Source organism: Micromonospora sp. NPDC005237 (genome assembly GCF_040607775.1).
GTDB lineage: Bacteria > Actinomycetota > Actinomycetes > Mycobacteriales > Micromonosporaceae > Micromonospora.
In genome coordinates, this window is record NZ_JBEXHJ010000006.1 from 225,428 (window position 1) to 239,525 (window position 14,098).

Consider the following 14,098-nt stretch of genomic DNA (forward strand, 5'->3'; position numbering starts at 1 on the left):
ACGTCCTGCACGAAATGACCCACGGGCACACCAACGCCGGTGTCGCCCAGCGGTCGCACGTGTCTCGGAGCGCCGTGGGGAAGCACGTCAACGCCATCTTCGACAAGCTCGGCCTCACACGACCGGCTACAGCCGCCGTATCCCCGCTGTCCTGCGCTACCTCTGCATCCCTTTCTTAAAGATCAAGCCGGATCGGGGAGGCCGGGATGTCCCGATCGCTCGCACCATCCGGTATCGGACATTCCGGGTGGATCGTCACCCGACGGCTCGCTCCGGCCCTCGGAGGCGGTTGGTCTGGGGCGTGCTGTCCGGTTGCGAGGCCCGATGGGGTGTGACCGGGTGCATCCCTGGGCCGGAATCGTGGCGGGCCGGGGGTCGTTACATACCCTGACGATCGCAGGACCACGGCCACCGTGCCCGCCCAACCGGTGCGGGAATGGGCGGCCGGGTCGGGTCGTTGCAGACCCCCGACCGACCGTGGGCTCGCCCCCCGGGTCCGTTGCCAGGTCCCGCTGAGGGCCCGGGAATGACCCCGGACCGGCGGTCGTTGCACACGGTCCCGGCGCCACGAGCGACCCCTTGCCCGTCGGCCGCCGCCCCGGCACCGCGAGGGCCTCGCCCCGCAGGGTGCCGGCCCGAAACTTTCCCCTGCTTTTGCAGCGCCCGACGAGGTGCTCACATCCGCGTCACCGTCCCCCCGGTGGTGGCGTGTGGTGTTCCTACCCCCGAAGGAGCTACCCCCATGAACACGATCTTCCGTAAGAGCATGCTGTCTGTTGCTGGTCTCGCGTTCGCCGGTGGTGTCTTCGCCGGCCCGATCGCCCATGTCGCCACCCCGAGCACGGACGCCCGTCCGGTGGCCGTGGTGCAGGCCGACAAGCCCGACACGAGCAAGCTGATCCCGCACGGCACCCAGGGTGCCCAGTCGCACATCGACCTGAATGACGAGCAGACGGCCAACGCCAAGGCGATCATCGCCGCCACGAAGAAGGCGGGCCTGCCCGAGCGGGCCGCGGTCATCTCGATCGCGACGAGCCTGCAGGAGTCGAAGCTGGAGAACCTCGGCCACCTCGGCGACATGAACGACCATGATTCGCTGGGTCTGTTCCAGCAGCGCCCGTCCAGTGGTTGGGGCACGCCGGAGCAGATCACCGACCCGGAGTACTCCACGACCGCGTTCCTGAAGGGCCTGCGTCAGGTTGACGGGTGGCAGGACATGCCGCTGACCGAGGCCGCGCAGACCGTGCAGGTCTCCGCGTACCCGGACGCCTACGCCCAGTGGGAGCAGCAGGCCGCCGACCTGGTTGGCCAGTACTGGAACAGCTGACCCACCGCACGACCCGACCGACTGGCCGGCACCCCCCGGGGTGCCGGCCATCGGCATGTCCACCCGCCGGCTCGCCCGGAGTCGCTGGCCTGGCTTGGCCTGTTCGGCCTGGTCCGGGCCTGCTCGCCCTGGTCCGGCCCGGCTCCGCCCGGCCTCGGCCCGGTCTGGCCCAACTTGGCTCGGCTTGGTCCGGCTCGGCCCTGCTCGGCCAAGCCGGGGCCGGCCCGGCTCCGGCTTGGCCCGACTCGGGCGCGGGCCGGTCGGCCCGGCCCCGCCCGAACGGGATGTCGCGGCGCAGATCTTGGACAGTTTCCGTTCCGAGCTGACGGAAACTGTCCAAGATCTGCGCCGGAGCGGGAACACCGGGAGGCGTCGGCTGGTTGTGAACCAGTGTCGGTGTGACTCAGTGTCCCCGGGCCTCACCTACATAGCCCTCGCGGAATACCGTTCGGCTGGAGCCGCGTCGCGCCACTCGCCGAGAGGCGACCTGCACACCGACACCGGCGCCGCCCCCGACCAGATGGTCGGGGGCGGCGCTTTCTGTGCCCAGCGGGCACGATGACCCGACCTCGGTCGCGGCACAATGTTCCGGTGACCGCCGCGCAGATCTGGTCGGAGCAGTCCGGGTTGCTCGTACTGCCGAGCGGTGCGGTGGTGCGTGGACGCCGCATCGCCGCGACCGCCTCGCCGGCCGACTTCGCGCTGCTGTTGGCGCCCGGCCCGGAGCCGGCCTGGCCATTCCGGCGGATCAGGTGGCCCGACTTCTGGGTGCCGCTCGATCGGGCGGACGCACTCGACGCGTTGCGTGCGGCGCTGCGGAGGGCACGCGACGGCGAACGCGTCGAGGTGGCCTGCCGGGGCGGGGTCGGCCGGACGGGAACGGCGTTGGCCGCGCTGGCGATCCTCGACGGCCTACCGGCGGAGCGGGCGGTGCCCTGGGTCCGGGCGGGCTACCACCCGAAGGCGGTCGAGACACCCTGGCAGCGGCGCTGGCTGCGCCACGTCGCCTGACCGCTGGTGTCGCCGGCCACGCGGTAGGGCCGGCCCGTCCTCGACTGCTGGCGTGGGCCGCCCCACCGCGTCGCGTCGGCCCACCGCTGGCGTCGGCCGCCCGCGCCGTCGGGCTCGCTCGCACGCCGTGCGGCGTCAGGCGCCGCGTCCCGGGCACCGCTGACCCGTCACCCCTTGGGCAGCTCCGCTGGCTTGTGGACGTACTCGCGGAGATGGGTGGCGGTGAGGGTGTCGCCGTGGGCGACCAGGTCGGCCGGCGTGCCGGTGAAGACGATGCGCCCCCCGTCGTGCCCGGCGCCCGGGCCGAGGTCGATGAGCCAGTCCGCGTGGGCCATCACGGCCTGGTGGTGCTCGATGACGATGACCGTGTTGCCGGCGTCGACCATGCGGTCCAACAGGGCCAGCAGTTGGTCCACGTCGGCCAGGTGCAGGCCGGTGGTGGGCTCGTCGAGGACGTACGTGCTGGTCTTCTCCGCCAGGTGGATGGCGAGCTTGAGCCGTTGCCGCTCCCCGCCGGACAGGGTGGTCAGCGGCTGGCCGAGGCTGAGGTAGCCCAACCCGACGTCGACCAGCCGGTGGAGGATGGGGTGCGCCGGCCCGCTGGGGAAGAACCCGTACGCCTCGGTGACCGACATGGCCAGCACCTCGCTGATGTTCTTCCCGCGCAGGGTGTACGTGAGGACCTCGTCGGTGAACCGCCGCCCCGCGCACCGCTCGCAGACGCTCGCCACGCCGGCCATCATCGCCAGGTCCGTGTAGATCAGCCCGATGCCCTTGCAGGCCGGGCAGGCGCCTTCGGAGTTCGCGCTGAACAGCGCCGCCTTGACGCCGTTGGCCTTGGCGAACGCGGTACGGATCGGGTCGAGCAGTCCGCTGTAGGTGGCCGGGTTGCTGCGTCGTGACCCGCGGATCGGGGACTGGTCGACGATCACCACACCGGCCCGGCCGCGCAGTGAGCCGTGGATCAGCGAGCTCTTGCCGGAGCCGGCCACGCCGGTGACCACGGTGAGGACGCCGAGCGGGATGTCCACATCCACGTCGCGCAGGTTGTGCAGGTCGGCGTGGCGGATGCCGAGCTGCCCGGTCGGTCGGCGTACCTCGTCGCGCACCCTCACCCGGTGGTCCAGGTGCCGCCCGGTGAGGGTGCCCGAGCGGCGCAGGCCGGGGACGTCGCCGGTGAAGCAGATCTGCCCGCCGGAACTGCCCGCACCCGGCCCCAGGTCGACGACGTGGTCGGCGATGGCGATGGTCTCCGGCTTGTGCTCCACCACCAGCACCGTGTTGCCCTTGTCGCGCAGCCGCAGCAGCAGGTCGTTCATCCGGGCGATGTCGTGCGGGTGCAGGCCGACGGTGGGCTCGTCGAAGACGTACGTGACGTCGGAGAGGCTGGAGCCGAGGTGTCGGACCATCTTCACCCGCTGCGCCTCGCCGCCGGAGAGGGTCGCCGACTCCCGGTCCAGGCTGAGGTAGCCCAACCCGATCTCGACCAGCGAGTCGAGCAGGTCACGGAGGTTGCCGATCAGCGGGGCCACCCCCGGGTCGTCGATGCTCCGCACGAACGCGGCCAGGTCGCTGATCTGCATGGCGGAGCACTCGGCGATGGTGCGGCCGGCGATCCGTGACGACAGGGCCGCGGCGTTGAGCCGGGTGCCGTCGCAGGCGGGGCAGGTGGTGAAGGTGACCGCCCGGTCGACGAAGGCGCGGATGTGCGGTTGCATCGAGTCGCGGTCCTTGGCCAGGTAGAGCCGCTTGACCTTGACCGCGAGGCCCTCGTACGTCCAGGTGTTGCTCCCCATCTTGATCTTCGTGGCCGGCTTGTGGAGGAAGTCCTCCCACTGCTGCGGCGTGTAGTCCTGCAGTTTGACGTCCGGGTCGAACAGCCCGGAGCCCACGATGGTCTGCCAGTACCAGGAGTCCACCGCGAAGTTGGGCACCGTGATCGCGCCGTCGTTGAGCGAGCGTTCGACGTCCACCAGCTCGTTGACGTCGAGGTCGGAGACCCGGCCCAGCCCCTCGCAGGTGGGGCACATGCCCTCGGGCAGGTTGAAGCTGAACGCGCCGGCGCCACCGGCCGACGGCTCGCCGAGCCGGCTGAAGAGGATCCGCAGCATGGCGTACGCGTCGGTGGCGGTGCCGACTGTGGAGCGGGAGTTGACGCCCATCCGCTCCTGGTCGACCACGATGGCGGCGCCGAGGTTGCGCATCGAGTCGACGTCCGGCCGGTTGAGGTTCGGCATGAACGACTGTAGGAACGCGCTGTAGGTCTCGTTGATCAGGCGCTGGGACTCGGCGGCGATGGTGCCGAAGACGAGCGACGACTTGCCGGAGCCGGAGACGCCGGTGAAGACGGTCAACCGGCGCTTGGGGATGTCGACCGAGACGGCGGCGAGGTTGTTCTCCCGCGCTCCGCGTACCTCGATCATGTCGTGGCTGTCGGCGGCGGACCTTGCTGGCTGCGACATGCGAACCCTTCACGAAGTCATGGCGGAAGCACGCGCCGTGCACCGGACGTATTAAATTGTCTCATTCCTCCTCCTGTAGAGACTTTCTCGAAAAGCGGAGCGTGCTGCTCTGAGGAAAGGCCGGGAAAGTCTCAAATCACGTGTCAAGCGGTACGGTTGCCCGCGTGGAGGCCGTGCCGAAGGATCGCCTGCGGGCCGTGGACCTCGCCGCCACCGTGGGGATCTCGGTGCAGCAGGTGCGCAACTACGTCGAGGAGGGCGTGCTGCCGCCGGTGCGGCGTACCGCGAGCGGCTACCGGATCTTCACGACCGCGCACGCCCGCGCGCTGACCGTGGCCCGGCGGCTGGCCGAGGGGCACGGCTGGGGCCGTACCCGGGAGATCATGGCGGCGGTGCACCGCGGTGACGTGCCGGCGGCCCTGGCGGCGCTCGACGGCGGCCATGCCGAGCTGGACCGCGAACGCGCCGACATCCGCCGCGTGCTCGGCGCCTTCGAGACCGTGCTGGCCAACCCGCCGGCGACCCGGCCGGCCCAGCGCCGCGGCGTCCGCATCGGCGAGGTGGCGGCCCTGGTCGGGGTGCGGACCTCGCAGCTGCGCCTGTGGGAGGCCCGCGAGCTGCTGCGGCCGGGCCGCGCGCCCGGCACCAACTACCGGGTGTACGACGAGACCGAGCTGCGCGCCGCGCAGGTCGTCGCGCTCCTGCGCCGAGGCGCCTACCCGTTCGAGATCATCGAGGCGGTGCTGGGCGAGCTGCGCACCACCGGCAGCGCCCAGCGGGTACGCGCCGAGCTGGCCCGCCGTGAGCAGGACCTGCACGCCCGCAGCCTGCGCCGGTTGCGGGGCAGCGCCGCGCTGCACGACTACCTGGTGGAGCGGGCCGCCGCCGGAAGGTCGAGCGGCCAACCGCTCCCGCCGGGCGATCTTGTTGACTAGGGTCGGGCACATGAGAGCTGCGCTGCTGGCGGTCACGGCTTCCGCCGTCCTGCTCGCCCCCGCGCCGGTCGCGGCCGCTGCGGCGGCCCCCACGCCCGTCGCCGCGACGGAAGCCGCCGCCACGGGTGCCGCTGCCACGGGTGCCGCCGCGACGGGCGCCGCCGCCACGGGTGCCGCTGCCGCCACGGGTGCCGCGCGGTGCCCTCGGGTGCCCGCGCCGGCGATGTCCCGCCCGCCACGGCCCTCGCCCCCGCCCGCCGTGCCCGAAGCGCGGACGGTGGGCGGCGCCGGGCTGGCCACCAGCGGCCTGGTCGTGCCGACCGGCGCGGGCACGCCACCGGCGATCACCGCCACCTCCTGGCTGGTCGCGGACCTGGATTCCGGCAAGGTGCTCGGGGGCTGCGGCCCGCACGAGTACGGCACTCCGGCCAGCGTCCAGAAGCTGCTGCTGGCGGCCACGATGATGCCCCGGCTCGACCCCGCCCAGACGGTGACCGTCACCGCGGCGGACATGAACATCGAGCCCGGCTCCTCCGCCGTCGGCCTGGTCGAGGGCGGCCGCTACACCATCGAGACGATCTGGCTGGGGCTGCTGCTCAACTCCGGCAACGAGGCGGCGAACGCGCTGGCCCGGCTGGGCGGCGGGTCTGACGGCGCGGCCGGGGGAGTCCGCGCCATGAACGAGCAGGCACACCACCTGGGCGCGCTCCAGACGCACGCGGTCACGCCGTCCGGCCTGGACGGCAAGGGCCAGTTCACCAGTGCGTACGACCTGGCGCTGATCGCCCGGGCCTGCTTCGCGCAGCCGACCTTCCGGCGGTACGCGCTCACCCAGCTGGCGACGATTCCGGCCCAGCCGGCGCAGCGAACCAAGGGCTTCCAGATCCAGAACGAGAACCAGCTCATCTACCGGTACCCGGGCGCGTTGGGCGGCAAGACGGGCTTCACCGACCTGGCGCGGCACACCTACGTCGGCGCGGCGGAACGTGACGGGCGTCGGCTGGTGGTGACGCTGCTGGGCGCCGAGCCGGCGCCGATGCGCGGCTGGGAGCAGGGGGCGGCCCTGCTGGACTGGGGTTTCTCGCTGCCCCGCGACGCCAGCGTCGGCCGCCTGGTCGAGCCGGGTGAGCTGACCGCCACGCCGTCGGCCGCGCCGTCCGCGCCGTCCGCGCTGGCCGCGCCCGGTCCGCCCCGCCCGGCGGCGGCCAGCGGCCCGGCGGGCACCGGCTCCGGATGGCTGTGGTCGGTGGTCGCGCTGAGTGGCGCGGGAGTGCTGGCGCTGCTGGGCGGGTTGCTGTGGCACCGCCGCCGTCGGTTGCCCGGTCAGATCGACAACAGGCCTCGGCATCCATAGACTCCGGTCTTTCTGGCAGCACGAGCCCAGGAGGATCCCTGTGTCGAGTGAACTCGAAACGCCTTCCGGCGCGGCGGCACCCCGCCGGTCGGTACGCGCGCTGACCCGCCTCGCCGGTGTGACGGCGTTCGCCGCAACGCTGATCGTCGGCGCGTCGGCTGCCGCGGTGGCCGCGCCGGTCGCGGCCGACGGCACGGTGAGCGCGGCCGCCGCCGATGCCCGCCCGCCGCGCACCACGCACGGCCCGTGCGCCTACACCGAGACGCCCGACGAGCCAGCCGCCCGGCCGGTGCCGCTGCCGCCCGACCCGCGCCGCACCCCGGACCGGGGCAGCGTCCGGGTGACCCTCTCCACCAACCAGGGGCCGATCGGGTTGACCCTGGACCGGGCCGCCGCGCCGTGCACGGTGCAGAGCTTCCTGCACCTGGTCGGCAAGCGCTTCTACGACCGCACCCCGTGCCACCGGCTCACCGCTTACCCGACGCTGAGCGTGTTGCAGTGCGGCGACCCGTCCGGCACCGGCGAGGGTGGCCCCGGCTACCGGTACCGCGACGAACTGCCGACCGACCTGCCGCCGGCCCCCACCGACCCGACCGGCGTACGCCGGGTCTACGCCCGGGGCGTGCTGGCGATGGCCAACGCCGGGCCGGACACCAACGGCAGCCAGTTCTTCCTGGTGTACGCCAACTCGGCGCTACGCCCCAACTACACGATCTTCGGCACGGTGGACGCGGCCGGGCTCGCCACCCTGGACCGGATCGCCGCTCAGGGAATCGCGCCGACGGCCGAGGACCCGGCGCCGGTCGACGGCGCTCCCGCGCAGCCGGTGACCATCCGGCGTGCCGTCCGGGCACACCACCACCACTGACCCGCTCGGCGCGGTGGGCGGCCCCGGTCGCCCACCGCGCCGCGAAGCGTCCACGTCCGTGGTCGTCGCTTATGGGGCGGACCGGCAGGCCGGAATTTTCGCAGCTGGACCGGAACAGGTGGAACCGGAATCCGACCCGGTTCGGGCCGTCGGAACGGAAGGGATCAGCCGGTCGGCGGGACGGCGGTGCTGTCCCGGACGACCAGCTCGGTGGCCAGCTCCACTCGGGGCGAGTCGATGCCCTCGCCCTGGGCCAGTCGCAGCACCGTCCGCACCGCCAGCCGGCCCATCTCGACCAGGGGCTGCCGGACGGTGGTCAGCGGCGGTGACGCCCACCGGGCTTCCGGCAGGTCGTCGAACCCGACCACGCTGACGTCGTCGGGAACCCGCAGCCCGCGGCGGCGGATGGCCTCGTAGACGCCGAACGCCATCTGGTCGCTGGCCGCGAAGATGCCGGTCGGCGGGTCGGCCAAATCGAGCAGCGCCGTGCCGCCGGCGAAGCCGGAGGCGTGGTAGAAGTCGCCCGGGTAGATCAGCGCGTCGTCCACCGGCACGCCGGCGGCCTCCAGCCCGGCGCGGTAGCCGTCGAGGCGGGCCCGGCTGCAGAGCAGGTGTGTCGGCCCGGCCACGAACCCGATCCGCCGGTGTCCGACCGCCAGCAGGTGCTCGGTCGCGGCGAGCCCGCCGGCCCAGTTGGTGGCGCCGATCGTCGGGACGTCCATCGCCGGCACGCCGGCCGGGTCGACGACCACCACCGGCACGTTGAGGCGGCGCAGTTGCGCGTGCAGGGGCGGGCTCAAGTGCGACGTCACGAAGATGACGCCGTCGGTGGCGCGGGTGCGCAGGTTCTGCAACCACTGCCGGGCCGCCGTGGGCTGCCGGTGGATCGCGGAGACCACGGTGCCCACCCCGGCGGCGTGCCCGACGTCCTCCACGCCCCGGATGATCTCCACGGCCCAGGGGCTGTCCAGGTCGTTGAAGACCAGGTCGACGAGGCCCGCGCGGCGGACGCTGCGGCTGCTGCGGCGCCGGTAGCCGTGGTGGCGCAGCAGCTCCTCGACGCGTTCCCGGGTGTCGGGGGCCACATCGGACCGGCCGTTGAGCACCCGTGACACGGTCGGCACCGAGACCCCGGCCTCCCGTGCGATCGCGGTGATGGTCACCCTGCGTCCGTCGTCCGCGTCCACCCGTGTCTCCTTCACCGCTCCGGAGAGACGACCGCGAGCGTCGTCCATCCAGTGTCCCGGAACGGCACGCCCGCTCCTCGCGCCATCTTGCCTCACGGACGGGGGTTGACGACACGCCAGGTCGGTTCTAGCGTTCGGCTGAGTTGCGGAAATGTTCCGGTAATTTGTCGGATGCGTATCGGCGTACGGTCCCGTCTCCGCCGCCCGGCTGTCGGCGTCGGCCACGCCGTGGACGCACCTGATCAGTGCCACGCGACAGACAAGGGGCGCCATGCACACCGACCTGCCCGAGGCGCAGCTACGCGAGTACCGCGGCGTGGTGCGGGACCCGGCCGACTTCGACGAGTTCTGGGCCGACACCCTGGCGCAGGCCCGCGACGCCACCTGGCCGGTCCGGCTCGAGCCCGTGGTGACCGGCCTGCGAGCCATCGACGTGTACGACGTGACGTTCCCCGGGTTCGCCGGTCAGCCCGTACGGGCCTGGCTGCGGGTGCCGCACGGGGCCGGCACGGCGCTGCCGACCGTCGTGCAGTACGTGGGCTACGGGGGCGGGCGCGGGCACGCGCTGGAGAACCTGCTCTGGGCGTCGGCCGGGTTCGCCCATCTGCAGATGGACACCCGGGGGCAGGGTTCGGGCTGGAGCCGGGGCGTCACCGCCGACCTGGGCGCCGCCGGCCCGGAGGCGCCCGGCGTGGCGACGCGGGGCATCGCGGATCCCCGCACCTACTACTACCGGCGGTTGATCACCGACGCGGTCCGGGCGGTGGACGCGGCCCGGACCCTGCCGATGGTCGACCCGACCCGGGTGGCGGTGCTCGGGCACAGCCAGGGTGGCGCACTGGCGCTCGCGGCCGGCGCGTTGGCGCGCGGTGTGCGGGCCGTGGTCGCCCTCGTGCCGTTCCTCTGTGACATCCCGCGTGCCGTGGTGGTCACCGACGCCCACCCGTACCGGGAAATCCGCGACTACCTGGCGATCCATCGGGACGCCGAGGAGCGGGTGCTGACCACCCTGTCGTACGTCGACGGCGTCAACTTCGCCCGACGCTGCCGCCGGCCGGCTCGCTACTCGGTGGCGCTGATGGACGACATCGTGCCGCCGTCGGGGGTGTACGCCGCCCACAACGCCCATGCCGGGGCGACGGAGCTGTCGGTGTGGCGGTACAACGGCCACGAGGCCGGCGGGATCGACGACGACGAGGCGGCCCTGCGCTTCCTCGGCGCGCACCTGGTCGAAGCCCCCGACCCGGCGCCGACCGTGGCGGATCCGGCTCCGCTGGCGGCCGGCGGTTGAACGGGCTCGCGGCGGCCGGCGGTTGATCCGGCGCGCGGCACCGACCGCTGCTGATAGACAGGACGGGTGCGCAGGTCAGTGCGGGTGGGTGGCGGCGTCGTGCTGGCGCTCGTCGCGGTGCTCGGCGGCTGCTCCCGTCCGCAGCCGCGTCCGGGCCCGACGGCCCCGGTCTCGGCCCCGCTGACCGGGTCGGCGAGCCCTCCACCGTCGTCGGGGACGCCGACCCCGTCGGCGACCGGCGGGTTGCCGGGCTTCGTGGTGCTTACCGACGTCGACCCGCGCATTCACGCCGACATCCGCTACGCCACGGCGCACAACTTCGTGGGCCGGCCGATCGCCGGCTACCGCGAGCCGCTGTGCCTGCTCACCCGTCAGGCCGCCGAGGCGTTGCGCCGGGTCCAGGACGCCGCGCTGGCCGGCGGCCACAGCCTCAAGGTGTACGACTGCTACCGCCCGCAGCCGGCGGTGGACGACTTCGTCGCCTGGTCGAAGCGCCCCGGCGAGCAGCAGACCAAGGCCGAGTTCTATCCGGACCTGGCCAAGGACCGGCTCTTCGCCGACGGCTACATCGGCGCGCCGACCGCCCACAGCCGGGGCAGCACGCTGGACCTGACGCTCGTCGACGAGCCGCCCGCCAGCCAACCCGCGTACGTGCCCGGGCAGCCGCTGGTTCCCTGTACGGCGCCGCCGGGGCGGCGCTTCGCCGACAACAGCATCGACATGGGCACCGGGTTCGACTGTTTCGACGCCCGGGCGCACACCGCCGACCCCCGCATCACCGGCACGGCGCGGGACAACCGGCAGTTGCTGCGGCGGCTGATGACCGACGCCGGGTTCGTCAACTACGACCGCGAGTGGTGGCACTACAGCCTCCGCGACGACCCGCACCCGCGCACGTACTTCGCCGCGCCGGTGGCCCGCTCCTCGCTCGGGTGACACGCTGCTCGGCGCGACCGCCCGCGGTGTCGGCGTTCGGTCGACGAACCGCGGCTCAGGTCCAGTAGAGGATGCGGCAGGCCGGTACGCGGGCGGCCAGCTCGTCGGTGAACCAGCTCCGCAGCTCGGCCATCGTGTCGCGGGGGTAGACGTACTTCACCGCGCCGAACCTGCCGTGTTTGCGGCTGCGGGACTCCTCGTCCATCTCCAGGCGGGTGTGCGGGTACCAGCCGAGCAGCACCTCCTTGCTTCCCGGGGTGAACCGGTGGGTGATCAGCTCGGCGGTCAGGTCCAGTTCCGGGACCCCGTCGACCGCCGCGCGGACCTGGTCCAGCAGCTCGCCGTAGCGTTCGCGCCAGTCCGGCAAGGGCATGATCGGCGCGATGGTCAGCCCGACGGGATAGCCGTCGAGCGCGAGCCGGCGCAGCGCGGCGAGCCGGTCCGGCACCCGCGCGGTGCCGCCCTCGAACCGTTCGCTCACCGGGGCGCAGTTGACGCTGAACCGGACCCGGGTGCGGCAGTGGTGGGGCAGCCCGACGAAGGTGTCCACGTCGGCGTACTTGGTGGTCCAGCGCAACTGCACGGGCGCGTCCCAGTCGGCGAAGTGCCGCACCGCCCGCCGCCAGCTGCCGGTCAGGTGTTCCAGCGCGAGGGGGTCGGTGTAGCAGGACGCCTCGAAGGTGGTGCCCTCGTCGGCGCGGCGTGCGTTGCGGCTGGTCACCGTTCCGCGCCCGGCGTACGGGGCCAACCCGGCCAGGATGTCGTCGAGGTCCGCGTACACCCGGGTCACCGGCGGGCCGGAGAGCGAACCGGCGAGGTAGCAGTACTGACAGTGCGCGGGGCAGCCCTCGGCGAAATCGACGCGCCAGTCGGCGCTGGGCGCGATGGGTTGCAGGACACGCCGCGAGGGCGGGCTCACCACGATCGCCATGGTCGCCTTGGCGCGCGCGTACGTCTCGGAGTCGGTCTGCCCGCGTACGCCGGTGAGCCGGTTCGACCGCAGTCGTTCCACCTCGATACCCAGCGCCCGCACGCGGTCGACGATCCGCTGCCCGTGGGGGTGGTCCAGGGCGGCCGGGGTGGCCACCACCCGGCCCGGGGTCCAGCGGCGTGCCGGTCTCGCCGCCGGGGCGAGCCCGGCCAGGTCGCGGGTCGGCACCCGCTCGCCGCTGGCGTCGTGCGGCGCGGCGGGCACGTCCACGGCGAGCGGCTGGTCGACGTCGACCGCGTCCGGGCTGGTCATCCGGCCGGGGTACCCGCTGCCGCAGGAATCCCACCCGATCGGTCGACCGCCGATTGACGCACCGGGCGGCACCGCATAACCTTTCGTCTATCTGTAAACCTTGTGAACAGATAGTTCACGTCGACGCGGCGGCGCGCGTCCCGACCGAAGGGACGATCAGGTGATCGCAGAACTTCCCTCTCGTACCAGAAGGATCCTGTCGGTTTTCGTCGCCCTCGTCGTCGCCGTGAGCGCCGGCCTCGGCCTCGGCGTCGCGCGCAGCGCGCAGGCCGCGCCGACGTTCAAGGTCCTGGCCTTCTACAACGGCACCTGGGACGCCGCGCACATCGACTTCGACCGCGACGCCCGCGCCTGGTTCCCGCAGGCCGCCGCCCAGTACGGCTTCTCCTGGGAGGCCACCACCAACTGGGGTCTGCTGAACACCGCGAACCTGGCCCAGTACAAGGTCATCATGTTCCTCGACGACGCGCCGCCCGCCGCGCAGCGGCCCGCCTTCCAGCAGTACATGCAGAACGGCGGGGCGTGGATGGGCTTCCACGTCAGCGCGTTCACCACCGACCCGTCGAGCTGGAGCTGGTACTACAACACCTTCCTCGGCTCCGGCTCCTTCCAGACCAACACCTGGGGGCCGACCCGCGTCACGATGCGCGCCGACAACCGCACCCACCCGGCCACCCAGGCGCTCCCGGCGACCTTCGCGTCGTCGGTCAGCGAGTGGTACTCCTGGAGCAACGACCTGCGCCAGAACCCGGACATCGACATCCTGGCCTCCGTCGACCCGTCCAGCTTCCCGGTCGGCACGGACCCCAACCAGTCCTGGTACGGCGGCTACTACCCGCTGGTGTGGAGCAACAAGCGCTACAAGATGCTGTACGCCAACTTCGGGCACAACGCGATGAACTACAGCACCAACACCGGCCTGTCCTCCACCTTCGACAGCCCGCAGCAGAACAAGCTGCTGATCGACGGTCTGCACTGGCTCGCCGGCGCCGGCACGACGCCCACCCCGACGCCCACGCCGACGGGCACCGCCGGCCCGATCTCGCCGACCGCCTGGCATACCGTCGTCAACCGGGGCAGCGGCAAGTGCGTGGACGCCCGGGCCGCCGGCACCGCCAACGGCACCGCCATCCAGCAGTACGCGTGCAACAGCAGCGCCGCCCAGCAGTACCAGTTCGCGCCGACCAGTGGCGGCTACCTGCGCATCAACAACCGCGGCAACAGCGCCCAGGTGCTCGACGTGACCGATCGGTCGACCGCCGACTCGGCGCCCATCCAGCTCTGGTCGTACAGCGGCGGCAACAACCAGCAGTGGCGGGCGGAATCCGAGGGCGGCGGCTACTACCGGCTGGTCAACCGCAACAGCGGCAAGTGCCTGGACGTGCCGGGAGCGTCCACCGCGGACAGCGTCCAGCTCATCCAGTACACCTGCAACGGCACGGCGGCGCAGTCCTTCCGGCTGGTGACCGTGTCATAGCGTCGCG

Annotated in this window: 12 protein-coding genes; 9 read left to right on the forward strand and 3 right to left on the reverse strand. The window is 72.6% G+C overall.

All coding sequences use genetic code 11. The features are described from left to right. Nucleotides 1-14 precede the first annotated feature (14 nt). The 3 genes from ABZT87_RS18290 to ABZT87_RS18300 all read left to right on the forward strand — a co-directional run bounded on the left by ABZT87_RS18290 (nucleotide 15) and on the right by ABZT87_RS18300 (nucleotide 2,338). Nucleotides 15-179: a hypothetical protein gene (locus ABZT87_RS18290; protein WP_355137119.1), complete on the forward strand. Its 165-nt coding sequence runs from the start codon at nucleotides 15-17 to the stop codon at nucleotides 177-179. 563 nt (nucleotides 180-742) lie between these two features. Further along, nucleotides 743-1,327 (forward strand): hypothetical protein, encoded by a 585-nt coding sequence (locus ABZT87_RS18295; RefSeq protein WP_355136803.1) that lies wholly within the window; start codon nucleotides 743-745, stop codon nucleotides 1,325-1,327. A 591-nt stretch (nucleotides 1,328-1,918) separates the two neighbouring features. Then, entirely contained in the window at nucleotides 1,919-2,338 is a 420-nt protein-coding gene (locus ABZT87_RS18300) for a protein-tyrosine phosphatase family protein (protein WP_355136805.1), read from the forward strand. 167 nt (nucleotides 2,339-2,505) lie between these two features. Here ABZT87_RS18300 and ABZT87_RS18305 read toward each other — a convergent pair whose 3' ends face one another. After that, complete coding sequence (locus ABZT87_RS18305; protein ID WP_355136807.1) at nucleotides 2,506-4,800, reverse strand: excinuclease ABC subunit UvrA; 2,295 nt, start codon at nucleotides 4,798-4,800, stop codon at nucleotides 2,506-2,508. A gap of 164 nt (nucleotides 4,801-4,964) precedes the next feature. On the opposite strand from ABZT87_RS18305, the gene ABZT87_RS18310 reads away from it, so the two are divergent. From ABZT87_RS18310 to ABZT87_RS18320, 3 genes are read left to right on the forward strand one after another with little or no spacing between them, the layout of a single operon-like run. Further along, a complete protein-coding gene (locus ABZT87_RS18310) occupies nucleotides 4,965-5,735 on the forward strand; it encodes a MerR family transcriptional regulator (RefSeq protein ID WP_355136809.1) in 771 nt (256 codons plus the stop codon). Nucleotides 5,736-5,745: 10 nt separating this feature from the next. After that, complete coding sequence (locus ABZT87_RS18315; protein ID WP_355136811.1) at nucleotides 5,746-7,089, forward strand: D-alanyl-D-alanine carboxypeptidase; 1,344 nt, start codon at nucleotides 5,746-5,748, stop codon at nucleotides 7,087-7,089. Nucleotides 7,090-7,129: 40 nt separating this feature from the next. Continuing rightward, complete coding sequence (locus ABZT87_RS18320) at nucleotides 7,130-7,957, forward strand: peptidylprolyl isomerase (protein ID WP_354862663.1); 828 nt, start codon at nucleotides 7,130-7,132, stop codon at nucleotides 7,955-7,957. A gap of 164 nt (nucleotides 7,958-8,121) precedes the next feature. Here the strand turns inward: ABZT87_RS18320 and ABZT87_RS18325 are convergent, their stop codons facing one another. Next, nucleotides 8,122-9,144, reverse strand: coding sequence for a LacI family DNA-binding transcriptional regulator (locus ABZT87_RS18325; RefSeq protein WP_234588215.1), 1,023 nt, complete (start codon nucleotides 9,142-9,144; stop codon nucleotides 8,122-8,124). A 271-nt stretch (nucleotides 9,145-9,415) separates the two neighbouring features. Here ABZT87_RS18325 and ABZT87_RS18330 point away from each other — a divergent pair, with 271 nt between their 5' ends. Together ABZT87_RS18330 and ABZT87_RS18335 are read left to right on the forward strand one after the other, a co-directional pair. Further along, nucleotides 9,416-10,435: an acetylxylan esterase gene (locus ABZT87_RS18330; protein ID WP_354862664.1), complete on the forward strand. Its 1,020-nt coding sequence runs from the start codon at nucleotides 9,416-9,418 to the stop codon at nucleotides 10,433-10,435. Between the two features lie 66 nt (nucleotides 10,436-10,501). Then, nucleotides 10,502-11,371, forward strand: a complete 870-nt coding sequence (locus ABZT87_RS18335) for a M15 family metallopeptidase (RefSeq protein WP_355068659.1) — start codon at nucleotides 10,502-10,504, stop codon at nucleotides 11,369-11,371. 55 nt (nucleotides 11,372-11,426) lie between these two features. On the opposite strand, the gene ABZT87_RS18340 is transcribed toward ABZT87_RS18335, so the two are convergent. Continuing rightward, a complete protein-coding gene (locus ABZT87_RS18340) occupies nucleotides 11,427-12,614 on the reverse strand; it encodes a spore photoproduct lyase family protein (protein WP_355136813.1) in 1,188 nt (395 codons plus the stop codon). 160 nt (nucleotides 12,615-12,774) lie between these two features. Between ABZT87_RS18340 and ABZT87_RS18345 the strand changes: the two genes are divergently transcribed. Then, nucleotides 12,775-14,091 carry an RICIN domain-containing protein gene (locus tag ABZT87_RS18345; RefSeq protein WP_355136815.1) on the forward strand — a complete coding sequence of 439 codons (1,317 nt, stop codon included), beginning with the start codon at nucleotides 12,775-12,777 and terminating at the stop codon, nucleotides 14,089-14,091. The last annotated feature ends 7 nt before the right edge of the window (nucleotides 14,092-14,098 follow it).

What these genes read in the sequence shown, in the direction of transcription:
- ABZT87_RS18290 (WP_355137119.1), top strand. Translation starts at nt 15, where the DNA reads ATGACCCACGGGCACACCAACGCCGGTGTCGCCCAGCGGTCGCACGTG.
- ABZT87_RS18295 (WP_355136803.1), top strand. Translation starts at nt 743, where the DNA reads ATGAACACGATCTTCCGTAAGAGCATGCTGTCTGTTGCTGGTCTCGCG.
- ABZT87_RS18305 (WP_355136807.1), bottom strand. Translation starts at nt 4,800, where the DNA reads ATGTCGCAGCCAGCAAGGTCCGCCGCCGACAGCCACGACATGATCGAG.
- ABZT87_RS18315 (WP_355136811.1), top strand. Translation starts at nt 5,746, where the DNA reads ATGAGAGCTGCGCTGCTGGCGGTCACGGCTTCCGCCGTCCTGCTCGCC.
- ABZT87_RS18330 (WP_354862664.1), top strand. Translation starts at nt 9,416, where the DNA reads ATGCACACCGACCTGCCCGAGGCGCAGCTACGCGAGTACCGCGGCGTG.
- ABZT87_RS18340 (WP_355136813.1), bottom strand. Translation starts at nt 12,614, where the DNA reads ATGACCAGCCCGGACGCGGTCGACGTCGACCAGCCGCTCGCCGTGGAC.